16 protein-coding genes, 1 tRNA gene and 1 rRNA gene are annotated in these 21512 nt (G+C 62.4%); 11 read left to right on the forward strand and 7 right to left on the reverse strand.

The genetic code is table 11. From position 1 onward, the window contains the following. The first annotated feature begins 134 nt into the window (after nt 1-134). From AB5Y94_RS07825 to AB5Y94_RS07865, 9 genes are all read left to right on the forward strand, one after another. Nucleotides 135-210 (forward strand) — tRNA-Thr (locus AB5Y94_RS07825). 22 nt (nt 211-232) lie between these two features. Beyond that, a 5S ribosomal RNA gene (rrf, locus tag AB5Y94_RS07830) occupies nt 233-347 on the forward strand. A gap of 154 nt (nt 348-501) precedes the next feature. Beyond that, the gene (gene ebgR / locus AB5Y94_RS07835) at nt 502-1467 is read left to right on the forward strand and encodes a transcriptional regulator EbgR (RefSeq protein WP_017783352.1); all 966 of its coding nucleotides are present in this window, start codon (nt 502-504) and stop codon (nt 1465-1467) included. Nucleotides 1468-1788: 321 nt separating this feature from the next. Next, nucleotides 1789-4863, forward strand: a complete 3075-nt coding sequence (gene ebgA, locus AB5Y94_RS07840) for a beta-galactosidase subunit alpha (RefSeq protein ID WP_368205309.1) — start codon at nt 1789-1791, stop codon at nt 4861-4863. After that, nucleotides 4860-5315, forward strand: coding sequence for a beta-galactosidase subunit beta (locus AB5Y94_RS07845; RefSeq protein ID WP_042027176.1), 456 nt, complete (start codon nt 4860-4862; stop codon nt 5313-5315). Before ebgA ends, AB5Y94_RS07845 begins: the two co-directional genes overlap by 4 nt. A gap of 106 nt (nt 5316-5421) precedes the next feature. Further along, nucleotides 5422-6867, forward strand: coding sequence for an amino acid permease (locus AB5Y94_RS07850; protein ID WP_225633632.1), 1446 nt, complete (start codon nt 5422-5424; stop codon nt 6865-6867). A 103-nt stretch (nt 6868-6970) separates the two neighbouring features. Next, entirely contained in the window at nt 6971-7309 is a 339-nt protein-coding gene (locus AB5Y94_RS07855; protein WP_042072611.1) for a tRNA-binding protein, read from the forward strand. 166 nt (nt 7310-7475) lie between these two features. Then, a complete protein-coding gene (locus AB5Y94_RS07860) occupies nt 7476-8912 on the forward strand; it encodes an amino acid permease (RefSeq protein ID WP_368205310.1) in 1437 nt (478 codons plus the stop codon). A 211-nt stretch (nt 8913-9123) separates the two neighbouring features. After that, on the forward strand, nt 9124-10095 hold the full coding sequence (locus AB5Y94_RS07865) for a bile acid:sodium symporter family protein (protein ID WP_368205311.1): 972 nt from the start codon (nt 9124-9126) through the stop codon (nt 10093-10095). Between the two features lie 57 nt (nt 10096-10152). Here AB5Y94_RS07865 and ovoA read toward each other — a convergent pair whose 3' ends face one another. Continuing rightward, nucleotides 10153-12303 carry a 5-histidylcysteine sulfoxide synthase gene (gene ovoA, locus AB5Y94_RS07870; protein ID WP_368205312.1) on the reverse strand — a complete coding sequence of 717 codons (2151 nt, stop codon included), beginning with the start codon at nt 12301-12303 and terminating at the stop codon, nt 10153-10155. A 364-nt stretch (nt 12304-12667) separates the two neighbouring features. On the opposite strand from ovoA, the gene AB5Y94_RS07875 reads away from it, so the two are divergent. Then, a complete protein-coding gene (locus AB5Y94_RS07875) occupies nt 12668-13390 on the forward strand; it encodes a head GIN domain-containing protein (RefSeq protein WP_368205313.1) in 723 nt (240 codons plus the stop codon). Between the two features lie 53 nt (nt 13391-13443). Here AB5Y94_RS07875 and fghA read toward each other — a convergent pair whose 3' ends face one another. Both fghA and AB5Y94_RS07885 read right to left on the reverse strand, forming a co-directional pair. Continuing rightward, a complete protein-coding gene (gene fghA / locus AB5Y94_RS07880) occupies nt 13444-14280 on the reverse strand; it encodes an S-formylglutathione hydrolase (RefSeq protein WP_117405638.1) in 837 nt (278 codons plus the stop codon). A 49-nt stretch (nt 14281-14329) separates the two neighbouring features. Next, nucleotides 14330-15457, reverse strand: coding sequence for an S-(hydroxymethyl)glutathione dehydrogenase/class III alcohol dehydrogenase (locus tag AB5Y94_RS07885; protein ID WP_005307638.1), 1128 nt, complete (start codon nt 15455-15457; stop codon nt 14330-14332). Nucleotides 15458-15576: 119 nt separating this feature from the next. On the opposite strand from AB5Y94_RS07885, the gene AB5Y94_RS07890 reads away from it, so the two are divergent. Continuing rightward, on the forward strand, nt 15577-16482 hold the full coding sequence (locus tag AB5Y94_RS07890) for a LysR substrate-binding domain-containing protein (RefSeq protein WP_005307641.1): 906 nt from the start codon (nt 15577-15579) through the stop codon (nt 16480-16482). A gap of 58 nt (nt 16483-16540) precedes the next feature. Here AB5Y94_RS07890 and AB5Y94_RS07895 read toward each other — a convergent pair whose 3' ends face one another. The 4 genes from AB5Y94_RS07895 to AB5Y94_RS07910 form a co-directional block, all read right to left on the reverse strand. Next, on the reverse strand, nt 16541-17506 hold the full coding sequence (locus AB5Y94_RS07895; protein ID WP_005307644.1) for an ABC transporter permease: 966 nt from the start codon (nt 17504-17506) through the stop codon (nt 16541-16543). A 2-nt stretch (nt 17507-17508) separates the two neighbouring features. After that, nucleotides 17509-18624, reverse strand: a complete 1116-nt coding sequence (locus AB5Y94_RS07900; RefSeq protein WP_005307647.1) for an ABC transporter permease — start codon at nt 18622-18624, stop codon at nt 17509-17511. Between the two features lie 82 nt (nt 18625-18706). Continuing rightward, nucleotides 18707-20287 (reverse strand): ABC transporter ATP-binding protein, encoded by a 1581-nt coding sequence (locus tag AB5Y94_RS07905; RefSeq protein ID WP_054543849.1) that lies wholly within the window; start codon nt 20285-20287, stop codon nt 18707-18709. Nucleotides 20288-20370: 83 nt separating this feature from the next. Beyond that, nucleotides 20371-21369 (reverse strand): BMP family protein, encoded by a 999-nt coding sequence (locus tag AB5Y94_RS07910; RefSeq protein WP_024943029.1) that lies wholly within the window; start codon nt 21367-21369, stop codon nt 20371-20373. Between the last annotated feature and the right edge of the window lie 143 nt (nt 21370-21512).

Below are 21512 nucleotides of genomic sequence, written 5' to 3' on the forward strand. Positions count from 1 at the left end.
CTGACCCCATGCCGAACTCAGAAGTGAAACGCTGTAGCGCCGATGGTAGTGTGGCATTCGCCATGCGAGAGTAGGACACTGCCAGGCACCCAATTTTAGATTACGCGGTGAGCGTGGTCTTTACCGGTTAGTGTGCTGATATGGCTCAGTCGGTAGAGCGCATCCTTGGTAAGGATGAGGTCCCCAGTTCGATTCTGGGTATCAGCACCATTTTCAAGTAGTACAGCTTTTGCCTGACGGCATTAGCGCCGTGGAACCACCTGATCCCATGCCGAACTCAGAAGTGAAACGCGGTAGCGTCGATGGTAGTGTGGCATTCGCCATGCGAGAGTAGAACACTGTCAGGCACCCATTTAGAAGAGGCCTCCCATTCGGGAGGCCTTTTTGCATTGGAAATTTGCCGTTATGATGGGTCTCTTTTAGTAAAAATGCTGGGATGTCAGCACGTTGCCCGTTAATCTTGGTCTGGTGTTGTCGCGCGTCATTGCCAGAGGAGTATGCATGGCCACGTTGAAGGAAATTGCACAGGAGGCGGGGGTATCCCAGGCTACCGTGTCGCGGGTGCTCAATGAAGATCCGACGCTGAGCGTCAAGGAAGAGACCAAGCAGAAGATCTTCGAGATCGCCGAGCGGCTGGAGTACAAGACCAGCGGTGCCCGCAAGGGGGTTCACAAGAGCAAGCTGCACTTCCTGGCGGTCTATGCCTACCCGCAGAGCACCGAGGTCAACGATCCCTACTATCTGGCCATCCGCTACGGCATCGAGACCCAGTGCGCCCGCCTCAACATCGAACTGACCCACTTCTACAACGGTGCCGAGGGGCGCGATCTCTCCGCCGTCGACGGTATCCTGGTCATCGGCCATCTGCCCGCAGAGCGTCTCGCCGCGCTTCACTCCCTCTCTGCCCAGCTGGTGTTCGTGGATTGCCGCTCTCAAGGTGACTTTGACTCGATTGACGTGGATCTGGCGCTGATCAGCCAGCAGGTCGTGGATTTTTTCATGGCCCAGGGACACCAGCGCATCGGCTATATCGGCGGTCAGGATGATGGCCCGGATCTGCGCGAACTGGCCTTCCTCGACTACGGTCAACGCCTTGGTGTGGTGCAGGAGAGCGACCTCTATCGTGGGGATTTCTCCAGCGCCTCCGGTTACAAGTTGGCCAAAGAGATGCTGGCCGGGGATTGGCCCAAGGCACTGTTTGTGGCCTCCGACTCCATCGCCATCGGCGTGCTGCGTGCCATCCACGAGAAGGGGCTGGCGATTCCCCAGCAGATCGAGCTTATCAGCGTCAACGATATCCCGACCGCCAAGTTCACCTTCCCGCCACTTTCCACGGTGCGGATCCACTCCGAGTTGATGGGCTCCCAGGGGGTCAATCTGCTGGTTGAACGGCTGCGTGACGAGCGGGATATCCCGCTGCGGGTGCTGGTACCGAGCAAGCTGACCCTGCGCGGCACCACACGATAATTTTAGTAAAACCCCCCTATTTTTAGTCGCGCCATCTTGCGGTGGCGCAACACCTCTCCCAAGTAAACCGCTTTCCCATCTCTTCCAAGAAACTCATATCATATTGTTTTATAGTTAATTTAATTACATCATGGGCTGCTGTTATCAACATCCATGCCACTCATCTATACCTTGCCCTCCTTTGTCTTCCGCTTCTGATCTCGCTCACAAAACCATCCGCTCACTGTGATTAGGTTAAAACTTTACCGATCTAAAACTGATATTTAGTAAATGTTTATCTAGAGTTTACCCAGTTAACGTTGCCTTGTTCCGGGAGGACATGTGAATAACTGGGAAAACGTCCAATTCGTTGGTGAAAACAGGCTGGCCCCGCGCGCCTACTTCTTCTCTTATGCCGACCACGCGCTGGCGGCCACCATGCAGCGCGAGCTGAGCCGCCGTTTTCTGAGCCTGAGCGGTCAGTGGCAGTTCCACTACTTCGACCACCCTCTGCAGGTACCGGAGGCCTTCTATCACAGCCCCATGAGTGAGTGGGGCCAGATCACCGTGCCCAACATGTGGCAGATGGAAGGGCATGGTCAGCTGCAGTACACCGACGAAGGTTTTCCCTTCCCCATCGACGTGCCCTTCGTGCCGACCAACAACCCCACCGGCGCCTATCAGCGCAGCTTCACGCTGAGCCCGACCTGGGATGGCGAGCAGGTGATCATCAAGTTTGACGGGGTGGAGACCTACTTCGAGGTCTATGTGAACGGCCACTATGTCGGCTTCAACAAGGGGAGCCGTCTCACCGCCGAGTTCGATATCAGCGCCTACGCCAAGGTTGGCGAGAACCTGCTGTCGGTGCGGGTGATGCAGTGGGCTGACTCCACTTACATCGAAGATCAGGACATGTGGTGGATGGCGGGGATCTTCCGCGACGTCTACCTGGTGGGCAAACCGGCGGTCCATGTGCAGGACTTCTTCATCCAGACCGCGCTGGCCGATGACAACCAGAGTGCCACCCTGAGCTGCGACATCCAGCTGGAAAATCTGGGTGAGTCGGCCAAGGATCACCGTCTGGTCTGGTCACTGCTGGATCAGGGCAGCGAGATCGCCAGCGGCTCGCTCGACCATCTCGCCATCGACGGCAAGTGTGATTGCCGCTTCACGCTGGATCTGGCCAACCCCCATCTGTGGAGCGCCGAAGATCCCTACCTCTATCAGCTGCAACTCTCCCTCTACAACGCTCAGGGCGAGCTGCTGGAAGTGATCCCACAGCGGGTCGGGGTGCGTGAAATCAAGGTCAAAGATGGCCTCTTCCATGTCAACGGCCGCTATCTCAAGCTGCACGGGGTGAACCGTCACGACAACGACCACCTCAAGAGCCGTGCGGTCGGCATGGACCGGGTAGAGCGCGATATCGTGCTGATGAAGCAGCACAACCTCAACTCGGTGCGCACCGCTCACTACCCGAACGACCCGCGTTTCTACGAGCTGTGCGACCAGTACGGTCTGTTCGTGATGGCGGAGACCGACGTGGAGACCCACGGCTTTGCCAACGTCGGCGACCTCAGCCGCATCACCGACGATCCCTTCTGGGAGCCGGTGTTCGTGGATCGCATTGAGCGCCACGTACACGCTCAAAAGAACCACCCCTCCATCATCATCTGGTCGCTGGGCAACGAGTCCGGCTACGGCTGCAACATCAGAGCCATGTACCAGCGCTGCAAGGCGATCGACCCGACCCGGCTGGTGCACTACGAAGAGGATCGCGATGCCGAGGTGGTGGACGTGGTGAGCACCATGTATTCGCGCGTCTCCCAGATGAACTGCTTCGGCGAGTTCCCGATGGAGAAACCGCGCATCCTCTGTGAATACGCCCATGCCATGGGCAACGGCCCGGGGGGTCTCACCGAATATCAACAGGTGTTCGACCGCCATCCCCATATCCAGGGCCACTACATCTGGGAGTGGTGCGATCACGGCATCCTGGATCAGGACGAGCAGGGGCGCCCCGTCTACAAGTACGGCGGCGACTACGGCGACTATCCCAACAACTACAACTTCTGTATGGATGGCCTCATCTACCCGGATCAGACCCCGGGGCCGGGCCTGCGGGAATACAAGCAGGTGCTCTGCCCGGTCAAGGTGCGCGCCCTGGATCTGGCGAGCGGCAAGCTTGAGCTGGAAAACCGCTACTGGTTCTCCAACCTGGACGACATCCGCCTGCTGGTCGAGGTGAAGGCGGAAGGCGAACTGCTGGCGAGCCAGCACATCCGCCTGGAAGGGGTGGCCCCCGGAGCCACCACAGAGTTGCAACTGGCGCTGCCGACTCTCGACGAGCGGGAAACCTTCGTCCAGCTGCGAGTCATCAAGGCCAGCACGACCCGCTACAGTGCGGCGGAGCATGAGCTGGGCCAGTACCAGTTCCAGCTGAAGGCATCGACCCGTCAGCTGCAACCCTTTGCCAATCCCAACGCCACCCCGCTGCACATTGCCGACGAGCGGCTCGCGCTGACTTTGAGCGGTAGCGGCTTTGCCCTGCGCTTCTCGCGCCTCGACGGCAAGCTGGTGAGCTGGCAGCAGGATGGCATCGAGCTTATCGAGCGGGCGCCGCGCCTCACCTTCTTCAAGCCGATGATCGACAACCACAAGCAGGAGTACGAGAGCCTGTGGCACCCGAACCACCTGCAGATCATGCAGGAGCACTTCCGTGGCTTGAGCTGGCGTCAGCTGGGAGAGGCGGTGGAGGTGACGGTGGAAAGCCTGATCGCCCCGCCGGTGTTCGACTTCGGTATGCGTTGCCGCTACGTCTACACCCTGAACCAGAACGGCCAGCTGCACGTGGCCCTCTCTGGCCAGCCCTACGGCAGCTATGACGACATCATTCCCAAGATCGGTTTCGAGCTGGGTATTCGCCAGGATCTCGATCGGGTGCACTACTACGGTATGGGCCCGGGCGAGAACTATCAGGACAGCCGCCAGAGCAACTGGATCGACTGCTTCCAGAGCACGGTGGGCGAGATGTGGGAGCACTACCCCTTCCCGCAGGACAACGGCAACCGTCAGCAGGTGCGCTGGGCAACCCTGACCAACCGTCACGGTGCCGGTCTCTACGTGCGGCCCGATGCCCCCATCAACCTGAGCGTCTGGCCCTACAGCTGGGAGCACATCCACGCGGCGCAGCACATCAACGAGCTGGAACCGAGTGGCTATCTCACCCTCAATCTGGATCACAAGGTGCTGGGGCTTGGCTCCAACTCCTGGGGCTCCGAGGTGCTGGACTCCTGGCGGGTACGCTTCGAGCCGTTCAGCTTCGGCCTGACCCTGCTGCCCATCGCCCGTGGCAACCTCAATCCGGCTGCGCTGGCCGGGCTCGATCTCACCATCAACGGCGGGAGGAACCTCGCATGATCACCCTGGACAACCTGACCCTGTTCAAAAACATCTACCGGGAGGGCAAGAAGTGGGGCCGCTGCGTGGAGGCCATCAACAACGTTGGCAACCTCAAGCCGGGGATCTGCCACTCCATCGGTGACTCCCTCACCTACCGCTTGCAGGAGGGGGCCAGCCCGGCCACCTCATTGTTCGAGGGGCAGCGCCGCTACTTCGACGTCCACTACTACCTGGAAGGGGAAGAGACGGTGGAGTGGGCTGCCAAGAATGAGCTGCGGGTCGAACAGGCTTACGACGACACCACAGACCGCGAGTGGCTGGCCGGCGAGGTGCGCGAGCGCCAGAAGGTGGGCAACGGCCAGGTGGTGATCTTCGAGAACGATGAGGCCTATCGCTTCGCAGGTGACGCGCCGGTGCGCAAGGTGATCATCAAGGTCACAGTCGAAGGCGGCTACTTCAAAAACAAATAACAAGCCGCTGATTTTGTACTGATAAAAAGCCGGAAGGCGCGGGGTTCACCCTACAGCTCAGGCCCCGCCCTTTCGCAGACAACTACTACAGGTCTGGAGATGCACCATGTCTGATTCCAAACGGAATACGATAGGCAAGTTCGGTTTGCTGTCGCTCACCTTTGCGGCGGTATTCAGTTTCAACAACGTCATCAACAACAACATCGAGATCGGTCTGGCGTCAGCCCCGATGTTCTTTCTGGCCACCATTTTTTACTTCATTCCGTTTTGCCTGATCATTGCGGAATTTGTGTCACTGAATAAGAACTCCGAAGCGGGGGTTTATGCCTGGGTGAAGAGTTCCCTCGGCGGTCGCTGGGCCTTCATCTCCGCCTACACCTACTGGTTCGTGAACCTCTTCTTCTTCACCTCCTTGCTGCCGCGGGTCATCGCCTACGCCTCTTACGCCTTCCTGGGTTACGAGTACATCCTCACTCCGCTGGCCACCACGGGCCTGAGCATGATCCTGTTCGCCTTTGCCACCTATGTCTCTACCAACGGCGCCAAAATGCTGGGCCCCATCACCTCGGTGACCTCGTCCCTGATGCTGCTGCTGACACTCTCCTACATTCTGCTGGCGGGCGCGGCCCTGATCGGCGGCGTGCAGCCGGCCGACCCCATCACGGTGGAAGCCATGGTTCCCGATTTCAGCTGGGCCTTCCTGGGTATTACCACCTGGATCTTTATGGCGGCCGGTGGCGCCGAGTCGGTGGCGGTCTACGTGAATGACGTGAAAGGCGGCTCCAAATCCTTCGTCAAGGTGATCATCGTCGCCGGCATCTTTATCGGCGTGCTCTACTCCATCGCCTCCCTGCTGATAAACGTCTTCGTGCCGAGCGATACCCTGAAATACACCGGCGGCTCGGTGCAGGTGTTCGAGGGGCTGGCCTCCTACTTCGGTCTGCCTGAAATCCTGGTGAACCGCTTCGTGGGTCTGGTCTCCTTCACCGCCATGTTCGGCTCCCTGCTGATGTGGACTGCGACTCCGGTGAAGATCTTCTTCTCCGAGATCCCGGCCGGCATCTTCGGCAAGAAGACGGTCGAGCTGAACGAGAACGGAGTGCCGGCTCGTGCAGCCTGGATCCAGTACCTGATCGTGCTGCCGTTGATGGTGATCCCGACCCTGGGCTCCAACACCGCGCAAGACCTGATGAATACCGTGATCAATATGACCGCCGCCGCCTCCATGCTGCCGCCCCTGTTCATCATGCTGGCCTACCTGAATCTGCGCCTGAAGCTGGATCACCTGCCGCGGGACTTCAAGATGGGCTCGCGCACCACCGGCATCGCAGTGGTTTCGGTGCTGATCGCCATCTTCTCGGTGGGTTTCCTGGCCTCCACCTTCCCGACCGGCGCCGACATCATGACCATCATCTTCTACAACGTGGGCGGGATTGTGATTTTCCTCGGCTTCGCCTGGTGGAAATACAACAAATACGAAGCCTCCCTGAGCGATGAAGCGCGCGCCAAAGAGGCCCAGCCGGCCGCGCAGGTGTCGCTCCAGGCGTCATGAGCCGCGTCCCTGAACAGACAGGCCCGAGTGGCCAACACGAGCAAAACGGGTGGCCGATGGCCACCCGTACCCCGTTAAACCCAACTAGAAAAGGAAGAACACAATGAGCGAGGTGATCGAGTTTGCCGAATTCAAGCGAGTCGAGATGAAGGTGGGCAAGGTGCTGGAAGTGGTGCGCCACCCGGGTGCCGACAAACTCTATATCGTCCAGATCGATGTGGGTGGCGAGCGTCCCCTGCAGACCGTCACCAGCCTGGTGCCCTACTACAGCGAGGCGGAACTGCTGGGCAGCCAGGTGGTGGTGCTGACCAATCTCAAACCTACCAAGATGCGCGGAGAGCGCTCCGAATGCATGTTGCTCTGCGCCGAGACCCCGGACGAGAGCCAGAGCGTGCTGTTGCAGCCGCGGGTGCCGATGGCACCGGGCACTCCGATCGTCTGACTGGTTTTGCGAGCCGGTGCGGGAGACTGCACCGGTTCACCAACGAGGCCGCCCAAGCGGCCCGATCATAACAAGAGAGTAAAGCGCAGGGCCGACAGACCCTTGCCAAACACATCACAGAGTCACAGCGTTACCCGCAGGGAGCGCGAGTCCACTGGAGGACACCATGTCTGAATCCGTACGCGGCACCATAGGCAAGTTTGCCCTGTTGTCGATGACCTTTGCCGCCGTGTTCAACGTGCGCAACATCGTCAACAACAACATCGAGCTGGGGCTGAGCTCCGCCCCCATCTTCCTGCTGGCGACCCTCGTCTACTTCATCCCGTTCGTCTTCATCATTGCCGAGTTCGTCTCGGCCAACAAAAACTCCGAGTCGGGCATGTACGACTGGCTTAAAAAACCGCTCGGCACCCGGATGGCCTATCTGGGCTCGTTCCTCTACTGGTTTGTGAACCTGTTCTGGTTCGTCTCATTGCTGCCCAACGTCATCGCCTATGCCTCCTACGCCATGCTGGGCTATGAGTACAGCTTCTCGCCCATGGTCACCTCGGTCATCTCCATCGTGCTGTTTGCGGCGGCGACCCACATCTCCACCAAGGGGGCGAGCTGGCTCGGCAAGATTGCCGAGATCGTGGCCTACGGGGTGTTTGCCCTGTTCGCCATCTATGTGCTGGGCGCCCTGATGGCTCTGAGCGGCGACCATGTACCGGCCCAGCCCATCACCCTGGAGGCGATGACCCCCACCATCAACTGGGCGACGCTCGGCATCATGTGCTGGATCTTCCAGGCGGCGGGCGGTGCCGAGACGGCGGCGGCCTACCTCAATGACGTGAAGGGGGGCCAGAAGTCCTTCATCAAGGTGATCATCAGCGCCGGTATCGTCATCGGTGCCATGTATGCGGTCGGTTCCCTGCTGGTGAACGTGTTCGTGCCGCGCGAGAGCCTCACCTATGCCGGCGGCATGGTGGAGATCTTCACCGGCATGGCCCAGTACTTTGGGCTCTCCGAGGCGCTGGTGGGCCGATTCGTCGGCGTGGTGCTGTTCATCGCCATGTTCGGCTCCATGATGATGTGGACCTCGGCGCCGGTGAAGATCCACTTCTCCGAGATCCCCCAGGGCGTCTACGGCGAGAAGACCACTCAGCTCAACGAGCACGGCGTGCCGGTGCGCGCCGCCTGGTGGCAGTTTGCCTTCGTGTTCGTGATGCTGGTGGTCAACGGCTTCGGCTCCGAGTCGGTGCAGCAGATGATGAACACCGCCATCAATCTCACTGCAGGGACAGCCATGCTGCCGCCGATCTTCATCATGGTGGCCTACTTCGTGTTCCGCTGGAAACACGACGACACCCCGCGCGAGTTTCGCATGGGGTCGCGCAAGTTCGGGATGGGGGTGGTGTCGGTGCTGATCGCCATCTTCGTGGTGAGCATGAGCGCCTCCGCCTTCCCGGCCGGGGTCGATCTGGTGCGCGCCTTCTTCATCAACGTCTTCATGACGGCGGTCTTCTCGGCGCTGGCCTACTGGTGGATCTCCCGTTTCGAGAAGCGCCAGGTCCGCAAGCAGGCAACCGGCACAGCTGGCGGCAAGCTGGCCAAACAGAGCTGAAGCACAAGGCTGGCCGGCTCCGGTGGCCAGCCGGGTTTGCTTAATTTCCGGCAGATAAAGAGGGGTCGCTCAACTTTGCGCCTCCCGCTTATCGGGGTAAGCTGGGGATCCGTTTCAACAGGAGCTGTGCCACAGCTCCTGTTGTGTTTCCTGTCGTCCCCGATCACCGGCCCCGCGCGGGGACGGGATCTGCTTTCACCGGAGACCGCTCGTGCGTCTGGATCCCTTTACCTCTGTACTGATTGTGGTGGTCGCGCTGGCCTCCTTCTTCCCCTGCGAGGGGCAGGTAGCCGTCTGGTTCGGTTTGCTGACCAAGCTGGCGGTAGCGCTCTTGTTCTTCATGCATGGTGCCAAGCTGTCGCGCCAGAACCTGCTGGCGGGCCTCGGCCACTGGCGGCTGCACCTGGTGGTGATGGCCAGCACCTTCGTGCTGTTTCCGCTGCTGGGGTTGCTGCTCACGCCACTGGTGCCCCACTGGCTGAGCCCGGCCATCTACCTTGGTTTCCTCTACCTCTGCGCCCTGCCCGCCACCGTGCAGTCGGCCATTGCCTTCACCTCCATGGCCGGCGGCAATGTATCGGCGGCGGTGTGCAGCGCCTCGGCCTCCAGCATCCTCGGCATCTTCCTCTCGCCGGTGCTGGTGGGGCTGATGATCAATGTACAGGGGGAGGGGGTCGACACCTGGCACTCGATCCAGGCCATCATGGTGCAGCTGATGCTGCCGTTCGTGGTGGGCCACCTGTCACGCCCGCTCATCGGCCGCTGGGTCGACAGCCACCGGCCGCTCATTGGCAAGCTTGATCAGAGCTCCATCCTACTGGTGGTTTACGTCGCCTTCAGCGAGGCGGTGGTGCAGGGGATCTGGCATCAGGTCGGCTGGTACGATCTGGCCAGCATCGTGCTGCTGAGCTGCGTGCTGTTGGCACTGGTGCTGGGCTGGAACGTCTGGATCAGCCGTCGCCTCGGTTTTGGCAAGGTGGACGAGATCACCATCGTTTTCTGCGGCTCGAAGAAGAGCCTCGCCAACGGGGTGCCGATGGCCAACGTCATGTTCCCGGCCGCCAGCGTCGGGGTCATGGTGCTGCCGCTGATGATCTTCCACCAGATCCAGCTGATGGTGTGCGCCGTGCTGGCCCGTCGCTACCGCGAGCAGGAGGCGGTGCCCCAGGTGCAGGAGGGGTAAGCCATCGGGATAAAAAAGAGGGAGGCCATGGGCCTCCCTCTTTCGTTTGCCGCCTCGTCAGCGTTTGCGCCAGACGGTGAGCTGGGCCACCGTGTGCTGGTACTTGCGGGCGGTCTCGCGGATGACGAAGGGGACGTCCCGCGGGGGCATGTGCTCCTCGAACTCCTCCGCCAGCAGCCGTTGCAGCGCCTGATAGGTGCCGAGGGCCTCGCCGTTTTCCCGGATGCCGCCGAGCCAGTTGGCCTTGGGGGTGTAGTCGGTCAGCCAGGTGTAGGGGCTGGTGAGCACCAGCAGGCCGCCGCTGCGAAGGCGCGGAGCAATGTCCCGCAGGAAGCGGGCGGGTTCCCGCAGCCGGTCGATGAGGTTGGAGGCGAGCACCAGATCGTAGTCACCGTACTTGGGCTTGAGGTTGCAGGCATCCCCCTGGCTGAAGTGGACCCGCTCGCTCTGCTCGCGACCGAGCTCGTGGTGTGAGAGGCGCGCCTCGCAATATTCCACCAGATCCCCTTCCACCGGCACCGCATAGTGGAAGCTGTCCTGTCTTGCCAGGGTCAGGGCCACGTCGATGAAGCGGGCCGAGTAGTCCACCCCGTCCACGTGGGCGAAGCGGCGAGCCAGTTCGAAGCTGGCGCGGCCGGTGGCGCAGCCGATGTCGAGCGCCCGCTCATGGCGGCTGCACAGCTCGCAGGCAAGACCGGCCAGAGCCTCGGCGTAGTTGGCGACCCCGAAGTGGTTCGGCCCGTACTGGAAGTCGAGATACTGAGCGACCAGGGTGTCGGTTTCATAAGGGTTCACGATGACGGGCTCCTGATGGCGTGAGACTAGGTAGCGGAAGCCCGCGTGCTGGAAGAAGTGGCGACGGAAGGCGTAGCGGGAGGACTTGAGCGCCTCGTTGCCGGTGCTGATCCAGCTGCCCCCCTTGATGAGGGTGTGCTTGCCGTCGAAGGTGGGGGTGGAGAAGTCGTCGTAGAGGGGATGCACCTTGAACCCCTCGAAGCCGTCGATGGCGGTGTTGGTCCACTGCCAGACGTTGCCCACCAGATCGAAGAAGCTGCCCTGCGGGCAGGCATCCACCGGACAGGAGGACGCGAAGCGGGCCAGGTTGATGTTGCCGGGCGCCTCGATCCAGTCCGGCTGATCGCCGGTCAGCTGTTCGCGCAGCAGCATCCACTCCGCCTCGCTCGGCAGCTGGATGGGCAGGCCGGTCTGGGCCGCCTGCCAGCGACAGAAGGCGGCGGCCTCCAGCTGGTTCACCTCCACCGGCCAGTCCCAGGGCATAGGAACCTGCCTTGTCATCAGCCGTAGTTGCAGTTGCTCGGGTTCGAGGGGGTCGCCGACCCAGAAGGTGGGCATGCGCGCCCCGGCATACTGGCGCCAGCCCCAGCCTTCGTCATCCCACCAGGCACGGGTCTCGTAGCCGCCCGCCTGCACGAAATCGAAAAATTCTGCGTTGCTCACCAGCATGCGGCTGGCCTGGAAGGGGGCCAGTTCGATGTGGCGCTCGCCATATTCGTTGTCCCAGCCGTAGGTGGCGTCCTGTTTGCCAAGCCGCACCCGGCCGCCGGCCACCGGCAGCAGGGTGTTGGCGGGCACCTCGTCACGGCGATGGCGCGCCTCGGGGCAGACCGGCCACTGGGGCTGGCTGCGTACCCAGGCCAGCGGCAGCTGGCGGATCAGCACGCTGGAGGTCTCGAGGTGGATGCGCTCGTGCTCTATCCCCATCAGGATGACCCAGGCCGGGCTCTGCCAATGGATGGGCAGCTCGATCGGCATCCGCTCGATGAAATCACACACCAGGGCGCGCACCCGGCCCCGATAGTCGCGCAGCTCGCTGACGGAGGGCCAGTCGTAGTGGGTCTCGTCCAGATCGTCCCAGCTCATCTCGTCCACCCCGATGGCGACCATGGCCTCGATGCGGGCGTCGAGTCGCCCCTCGATGAGGCGTGCCGCCAGCAGCTTGTTGATGAAGAAGGCGGCGGTGTGGCCGTAGTAGAAGATGAGCGGGTGGCGCAGGGGGATCGCCTTGTCAAACCAGGCCCGCTCGTCGGCCAGGCAGTCGAACAGCGAGTCGTAGAGATCGAAGGTCTGGCAGAAGTAGGCGAGCAGCTCGCGGCGCTTGTGTTCGGGATCGCTGCCGGTCAGCAGCGGGGTTCGGGTCGGTTCCGGCAGGCCGGTGGCGGTGGAATAGAGAAGAGTGGCTTGGGTCACGCTCTGACTCCTTGTTGGCAGTGAAGACTGACAAGACAGTGGTAATGGCATTACCGCAATGGAGAGCTTTGTACGCACAAAGTATCACTATTGGCTCAACAGACCGGCTCGGCAACCAAAAACTTCCGCGGCTTGTCAGCATAGCGACCCCGCGAACGGCTCGCCAGCCAACCCTCCGCCTGCCCGTTCGGGGATGGTCAGATTCGCCATTTTATGGTCTGAATGACTCTCTGTTTGCTGTGCCCATGTGGAGTGAAAATGGATATCTTCTTGTAAATCATGTGGTTGATTAACTGGCACAGGCTTTGCGATGGATGCTGAACAAGGGGCCGCGACTGGCCAATACACAATGAGGAGAGTGGCGATGAAATGGATGATGGGCGTGGTGCTGACGGTCGGGCTCAGCGGGTGCAGCTGGCTGGATGATACCCGGGTGAGCGGGGCGGGGGCCCTGATCGAGCAGCAGCACGGGATGGGCCGGCAGGTGACCCGGGTGCTGGCCGGGGTGCCCGCCAGTGTCCATCTGGTGGCCGGCGAGCCGCGCGGGGTGCGCATCCGCGGGCAGGAGAACCTGCTGCCCTATCTGGTGCTGAGCGAGCGGGGCGACAAGCTGGAGATCGAGGTGAAGGACGGCTACCGGCTCGATCCGACCGAACCGCTGGAGATCACAATCACCCTGCCCGCGCTTCATGAGCTGGCGCTGGCAGGGGTCGCCAGCGGCGAGCTGCGCGGCTTCAAGGGGGAGGCGCTGGTGCTGTCGGTGGCCGGGGTCGGCGACATAGTCGCCGACGGGCTTGAGCTGGAGCGACTGGAGGGCAACATCGCGGGAGCGGGCAGCCTGGATCTGGGGAACAGCACGGCCAGGGCCGTCGAGCTCAACATCGCTGGCTCGGGGGATGTGCTGGGGGCCGAGCTGAAGGGGCGCGAGGTGGAGGTCAATATCGCCGGCAGCGGCGACGTGGAGGTTCGGGCGCAGGATCGGCTCAAGGTGGGCATCGCCGGCTCTGGCTCGGTCAGCTACTGGGGCGATCCCGTGCTGCAGAGCGAGATTGCCGGCTCCGGCGAGGTGAGCCGGCAGGGCAGCTGAATGGTCTTGTCCACCGACCAGAAGAAAACAGGCCCGTTACGGGCCTGTTTCGATCAGAGGTGGCGGGCGTGAAAGCGCAGGTGCGCCTCGATAAAGCTCGCCACGAAGTAGTAGCTGTGATCGTACCCGGGGTGGCGGTTGAGCTCCAGCGGCCACTCCTTGCTGGCGGCCACATCGGCCAGGGCATCGATGTGCAGCTGTTCGGCCAGGAAGGGATCGTCCAGCCCCACGTCTACCAGAGTCGGCAGTGGTTTGACCGACTCATTGCGCAGCAGCTGGCAGGCGTCCCACTCCTGCCACAGCAGGGGGTTGTTGCCGAGGTAGGCACCGAGCGCCTTCTGGCCCCAGGGGCAGCGGCTCGGGTGGCTGATGGGGCTGAAGGCCGACACCGAGCGGTAGCGACCCGGCTCGCGCAGGGCGGCGATGAGCGCCCCGTGGCCACCCATGGAGTGGCCGCTGATGGCCCGTTTCGTCGAGACCGGGAAGTGGGTCTCGATGAGCTCGGGCAACTCGCGGGTGACGTAGTCGTACATCTGGTAGTGATCGCGCCAGGGGTGCTGGGTGGCGTTGACGTAGAAGCCGGCGCCCATGCCGAGATCGTAACCGGGGTCGTCCGCCACCTCTTCACCGCGCGGGCTGGTGTCCGGCGCCACCAGGGCGATGCCGAGCTCGGCGGCGATGCGCTGGGCGCCCGCCTTCTGCATGAAGTTTTCATCGGTGCAGGTGAGGCCGGAGAGCCAGTAGAGCACCGGCACCTTCTGGCCGGTGAGGGCCTGGGGTGGCAGATAGATGGCGAAGCGCATCTCGCAACCCAGCACCTCGGAGGCGTGGCTGTAGCGCTTGTGCCAGCCGCCGAAGCTCTTGTTGCTGCTGATTATGTCCAGATTCATCGGGGGAACTCCTGCACCCCGCCCACGGTGGCGAGCGGGGTGATCATGCTCAGTAGTGGATGACGCTGCGGATGCTCTTGCCTTCGTGCATCAGATCGAACGCCTCGTTGATCTGCTCAAGCCCCATGGTGTGGGTGATGAAGTCGTCCAGCTTGAACTCACCCTGCATGTAGCGCTGCACGTAGCTCGGCAGCTCGCTGCGACCGCGCACGCCGCCGAAGGCGCTGCCGCGCCAGACCCGGCCGGTGACCAGCTGGAACGGGCGGGTGCTGATCTCCTGGCCCGCGCCGGCCACGCCGATGATGACCGACTCGCCCCAGCCCTTGTGGCAGCACTCCAGCGCCGCGCGCATCACCTTGACGTTGCCGATGCACTCGAACGAGAAGTCGACGCCGCCGTCGGTGAGCTCGACGATCACCTCCTGAATGGGCTTGTCATAATCGTTCGGGTTGATGCAGTCGGTGGCGCCCAGCTTGCGGGCCAGTTCGAATTTGCTCTCGTTGATGTCGATGGCGATGATGCGGCCGGCCTTGGCCAGGCGTGCCCCGATCACCGCGGAGAGGCCGATGCCCCCCAGCCCGAAGATGGCGACGCTCTCACCCTCTTTCACCTTGGCGGTGTTCATCACGGCGCCTATGCCGGTGGTGACGCCGCAACCGAGCAGGCAGACCTCTTCCAGCGGGGCGGCCGGGTCCACCTTGGCGATGGAGATCTCGGGCAGTACCGTGTACTCGCTGAAGGTGGAGGTGCCCATGTAGTGATAGATGGGCTGGCCATCTTTTGAGAAGCGGGTGGTGCCGTCTGGCATCAGCCCCTTGCCCTGGGTGGCGCGGATCTTCTGGCACAGGTTGGTCTTGCCGGATTTGCAGAATTTGCACTCGCCGCACTCGGGGGTGTAGAGCGGGATCACGTGATCGCCCACCTTGACGCTGGTGACGCCCTCGCCGACGGATTCGACGATGCCGCCCCCCTCGTGGCCGAGGATGCAGGGGAAGACCCCTTCCGGATCTTCACCGGAGAGGGTGAAGGCATCGGTGTGGCAGACGCCGGTCGCGACGATGCGCACCCGCACTTCGCCCGCCTGGGGCGGCATGACCTCGACTTCTTCGATGGAGAGGGGCTGGCCCGGGCCCCAGGCGATGGCGGCCTTACACTTGATGCTTTGAACCTGTGCCATGACGGATGTCCTTATTGTTGAGCAGGGTGAGGAGAATGGGTTCGGACATCCAGTGTAGTTTCCCGCTTATTTGGTGATAATAAGGCGAAATCTGAAATCACTTTTACAGACAGGTAATAATGTTCGGCTGGGAAGGGATCTGTGAATTTGTCAGCGTGGCGGAGCAGGGGGGCTTTACCCCGGCGGCGCGCAAGCTGGGGGTGTCGGTGGCGCAAGTCAGCCGGCAGGTGGCGCAGCTGGAGGATCGGCTGCAGGCCAAGCTGCTGCTGCGCACCACCCGTCAGGTGCGGCTCACCGAGCTCGGCGAGATCTACTATCGCCACTGTCGCCAGCTGCTGGACAACCTCTATGAGGCGGAGCTGGCGGTGGGGCGCCATCAGGCGGTGCCGCAGGGCACCCTGCGCATCACGGCCCCGGTCTCCTACGGTGAGAGCCGCATCGCCCCGCTGGTGAACGACTTCATGGTGCGCTTTCCCCAGCTGGAGGTGACCCTCAACCTCACCAACCAGCTGCTGGATCTGGTGCACGAGGGCTACGATCTGGCGCTGCGACTCGGCCACCTCAAGGACTCCAGCCTGGTGGCGCGCAAGCTGGCGCAGCGGGTGCCCTATGTGTGCGCCTCGCCGGCTTACACCGCCCGTCACGGCATGCCCAACAGCCTCTCCGAGCTCACTCGCCACACTTGCCTGGTGGGCAACAGCGACGAGTGGCACTTCACCCTGGATGGCCGCCCCCACAGCGTGCGGGTGCACGGCCTGCTGCACTGCAACAGCGGCCACGCCCTGCTGGATGCGGCGCTCAAGGGGATCGGCATCATCCAGCTGCCGGACTACTACGTGAGCGACCACCTGGCCCAAGGCGAGCTTATCGAGTTGCTGCCGGAGCTGCGGGCGCCGGCGGAGGGGATCTGGGCCCTCTATCCCCACAACCGCCATCTCTCTCCCAAGGTGCGGCTGCTGGTGGACTATCTGGCGGAGCGGCTGAGCGATCCCCATCAGCCCGCGCTGGTGCGCCCCGTCGGCTGAGCTCAGCTCAATAAAAAAGGCCCGCTTGTGCGGGCCTTTTGCATGGCATGAAGGGGGGTTATTCCCGCTCCTTGACGTAGGGGGTGCCGAGCGCCTTGGGTGCCACCGCCTTGCCGATGAAGCCGGCCAGCAGGAACACGGTCAGGATGTAGGGCAGTGCCTCGATGGCCTGCACCGGGATCGGGAAACTGCCGATGCTGACCCCTTGCAGCCGGATGGCGACCGCATCGAGGAAGCCGAACAGCAGGCAGGCCGCCATGGCGTTCCAGGGGCGCCACTTGCCGAACACCAGCGCCGCCAGCGCCATGAAGCCCTTGCCCGCGCTCATGTTGGGGATGAACTGGGCAGTCTGGGCCACCGCCAGGTAGGTGCCGCCGATGCCGGCCAGCAGGCCGCCGATGATGAGCGCGGTGTAGCGCATGCGCACCACAGAGATACCGGCGGTGTCGACCGCAGCCGGGGCCTCGCCCACCGCCCGCAGGCGCAGACCGAAGCGGGTACGGAACAGCACCCACCAGGCCAGCGGCACGGCGGCGAACGCCACGTACTCCAGCAGGGAGTGGCCGCTCAAGAGCTCGCTGTAGAGCTGGCCAACGACCGGCACGTCATACAGCTCCTTGGCATAGGGCAGGTCAATGGGGGCGAAGCGGGCCGCGCCGGACAGCGCCGGGGTCTGGCCGCCCTGATCGAACCAGTAACGGCCCAGGGTGACGGTGAGGCCGGCCGCCAGGATGTTGATGGCCATGCCGCTCACCACCTGATCACCGCGGTGGGTGATGGTGGCAAAGCCGTGCATCAGGGCGAACAGGATGGAGACACCCACCCCGGCACCCAGCCCAATCCAGGCAGAGCCGGAGACGGCTGCCGCCGCCGCGCTGGCGAACGCCGCCGCCAGCAGCTTGCCCTCCAGGGCGATGTTGACCACCCCGGAGCGCTCGCAGAACATGCCGGCCATGGCCGCCAGGATCAGCGGTGGCGCGGTGCGGATGGTGGCATCCAGCATCAGGATCAGAATTTCGAACATGATCAGGCCCCCTTGACTTGCGCAGAGCGGTTGGCAAACGCCAGATAGAGCTGCTCGATGCGCGGACGCATCATGTGCTCGAGGGCGCCACAGAACAGGATCACCAGACCCTGCAACACCACCACTATGTTGCGGTCCACCCCGAACTCGAAGCTCAGCTCGGCGCCGCCCTGATAGAGGAAGCCGAACAGCAGGCTGGCGATGATGACGCCGACCGGGTGGTTACGGCCCATCAGTGCCACTGCTATGCCGGTGAAGCCGAAGCCTTCCACGAAGTTGAGCTTGATCTGGTGCAGTTCACCCTGCAGCACGTTGAGGGCGAAGAAGCCCGACAGCATGCCGGAGATCACCATGGCCAGGATCACCACCTTGGGATAGGAGATGCCGGCATAGGCGGACGCACTCTGGCTGGCGCCGACCGAGCGGATCTCGTAGCCCCAGCGGGTATGCCAGATGAAGACCCACACCAGGGCCGCGCAGAGCAGTGCCCAGAAGAAGCTGATGTTGAGCGGGCTGTTCGACATCTCCATGCCGAATGCCCCCGCCAGTTCGCTCATCTTCGGCAGCCAGCTCGCCTCGGCGAACACCTTGCTCTCGGTGGCCATGGAGCCCGCCGGCTTGAACACCTCGACCAGCAGGTAAGCCATCAGGGAGGCGGCGATGAAGTTGAACATGATGGTGGTGATGACGATGTGGCTGCCGCGCTTGGCTTGCAACCAGGCCGGGATGAAGGCCCAGGCCGCGCCGAACAGGCCGCCGGCGATGATGGCCAGCGGCAGCAGCAGGGCGAACGGCAGGGAGTCACCCAGCAGCAGACAGACCAGACCGACGCCGAGGCCGCCGATATAGGCCTGCCCCTCGCCACCGATGTTGAACAGGCCGGCGTGGAAGGCCACCGCCACCGACAGACCGGTAAAGATGAAGCCGGTCGCGTAGTAGAGGGTGAAACCGACCCCTTCACCAGTGCCGAAGGCGCCGTACCACATGATCTCGGCGGCATCGACCGGGTTGATGTCGAGGTAGTAGAACAGGATGGCCGACACCAGGAAGGCCAGCAGGATGTTGACCGCAGGCAGTACGCCCACGGAGATCCAGGCAGGGATACGTGCTTGGCTCATGGGCGAGCCTCCTTGGCAATCTGGTCGAAGACGGGAGTGTTGACCATCAGCAGGCCGAATCCGTTACAAGTGGCTGTGAGCTTCATGATGTGGCTCCTTGTGATTGGCTTGCCGCCACCTCGTCAGGAACTATGTTCGCCATCATCAGACCTATGGTGCGCTCATCCGCCTTGGCGGCATCCAGCTCACCGACGATGCGACCGTCGGCGATGACCAGGATGCGGTCAGAGAGGCTCATGATCTCGTCCAGCTCCACCGAGACCAGCAACACCGCCTTGCCCTTGTCGCGCATGGCAATGATCTGCTGGTGGATGTACTCGATGGCGCCGATGTCGACCCCGCGGGTCGGCTGGCCGATCAGCAGCACATCCGGGTCCTGCTCCACTTCCCGGGCGATCACCAGCTTCTGCTGGTTGCCGCCGGAGAAGTTGGCGGTCTTGTGCTCGGGATGGGGTGGGCGCACGTCCCACTTGTCCATCTTGGCCTGGCAATCCTGCAGGATCGCCTCCTTGTTCTGCAGCCAGCCCTTGTTGTACTGGGGGCGGCGGTGATAGCCGAGGATGAAGGCCTCTTTCGCCTCGAAGCGGTTGATGAGACCCATCTTGTGTCTGTCTTCCGGCACGTGGCCGAGACCGAAGTTGCGCACCCGCTCCGGGTCGGCCGGGTGACTCACGCTCACCTCGTGGGCCTGACCGTTGCCGGTGATGGTGAAGCTGCCCTTGCTGGGCTTGAGGATGCCGCCGAGCAGGCTGAGCAGCTCGGACTGGCCGTTGCCGGAGACACCGGCGATGCCGACCACTTCACCGGCCCGCACCTCGAAGCTGACGGATTTGACCCGCTCCACCCTGGCATCGTCCACATAGCTGAGGCCATCGACCTTGAGCTTGGCGTCGCCCGGCTGGGTCGGCCCCTTGTCGACCTTGAGGCGCACCTTGCGGCCCACCATCAGTTCGGCCAACTGCTCCTTGTCGGTATCCCTGGTGGCGACGTGGGCCACCATTTCACCCCGGCGCATGATGGAGACCTGATCCGTGATGGCCAGGATCTCCCGCAGCTTGTGGGTGATGAGGATGATGGTGGCGCCCTGATCCCGCAGCTTCTTGAGCACCTCGAACAGGTGATCCGCCTCTTGCGGGGTCAGTACCCCGGTCGGCTCGTCCAGGATCAGGATGCGGGCGCCGCGATAGAGCGCCTTGAGGATCTCGACTCGCTGTTGCAGGCCCACCGGAAGATCCTCGACCTTCTCGTGCAGCGGCACTTCGAGACCATAGTCCCGTGCCAGCTCGCCCAGCAGCTTTTCGGCCGCCGCCAGGCTCTGGCCCAGGTGCCAGCCGTTTTCCGCGCCGAGAATGACGTTTTCCAATACGGTGAAGTTGTTCACCAGCATGAAGTGCTGGTGCACCATGCCCACGCCTGCGGCGATCGCATCTTGTGAGCCATGGGGTTTGAAGGGGTTGCCGTCGATGAACATCTCGCCTTTGTCGGCGTGGTAGAAACCGTAGATGATGCTCATCAGGGTCGACTTGCCGGCGCCATTTTCGCCGACGATGCCGTGAATGCTGCCTTTACGAACCTTAAGGTCGATCTGCTTGTTGGCGTACACTTCGCCAAACCGCTTATCGATACCCCTTAATTCGATGGCATAGCGATCTGTCTGGTCCATGATGCAGTCCTTGCGGGTCATGAAAAGAGACTAAAAACCGGCCCGTGCGGGCCGGTCGTTGGGTTGAGAGTAGTAGCGGTTACTCAGTATTTGCAGGTGCTGTCGCTCATATAGTCGTGCACCTTGACCTTGCCGGAGATGATCTCGGCCTTGATGGCCTCCACCTTGGCTTTCATCTCGGGGGTGATCAGCTTCTCGTTGTCTTTGTCGAGTGCCCAATCCACCCCACCCTCGGCCAGGCCCAGGTTCTTGATACCCGGTTTCCAGGTGCCCTTGGCGGCGTCATCCCAGGTCTGGTAGGCGGCGAGGCCCACCGACTTGACCATGGAGGTCAGCATGGTGCCCGGTTGCAGGTGGTTCTGGTTGGAGTCCACGCCGATGGCCAGCTTGCCTTCGTCCTTGGCGGCCTGGTAAACACCGATGCCGGTACCGCCGGCGGCGGCATAGACAACATCGGCGCCCTTGGCGAACTGGGACTTGGCAAGCTCAGCACCCTTGGCCGGGTCAGCAAACGCCGCCGGGGTGGAGCCGGTCATGTTCTGGAACACTTCGATCTTCGGATTGACGTACTTGGCACCCTGCTCGTAGCCGCACTCGAACTTGCGGATCAGCGGGATGTCCATGCCGCCCACGAAGCCGACCTTACCGCTCTTGGAGGCGATGGCCGCCAGCGCGCCCACCAGGAAGGAACCTTCATGCTCCTTGAAGATGACGGACTGGACGTTCGGCTTGTCGACCACCATGTCGATGATGGTGAACTGGGTTTTCGGGAATTCGGTCGCGACCTTTTCTACCGCGGAACCCATGTTGAAGCCGACGGCCACGATCGGGCCATTGCCACGGCTGGCCAGACGACGCAGACCCTGCTCGCGCTGGGCTTCGTTCTGGGGTTCGAACTCCTTGACCTTGACGCCTTTGTCCTTGTTGTAGACTTCGACGCCATTGCGGAACACGGCTTCGTTGAACGATTTGTCGAATTTGCCTGCGGTGTCGTAGATGACGGCGGGCTGGGAGGCTGCCTGGGCAGAAAGGGCAGCGAGAGTGAGGGCGGCAACGGTGGCCAGCTTGAGCACTTTAGTCACGATCGTATCCTTGATTGTTATGTGAGGGTCCACAACCTGCCGGGGCAGGCCATAAAGCACGCCGGCTAACTGTAAGTGAGCCGTGGTACGGGTCAAGGAGATCATAAAGGAAAAACGTTTGCGTTAACGGTTTGAAATATAAG

Source organism: Aeromonas sp. s5 (assembly GCF_040907865.1).
Lineage (GTDB): Bacteria > Pseudomonadota > Gammaproteobacteria > Enterobacterales > Aeromonadaceae > Aeromonas > Aeromonas dhakensis.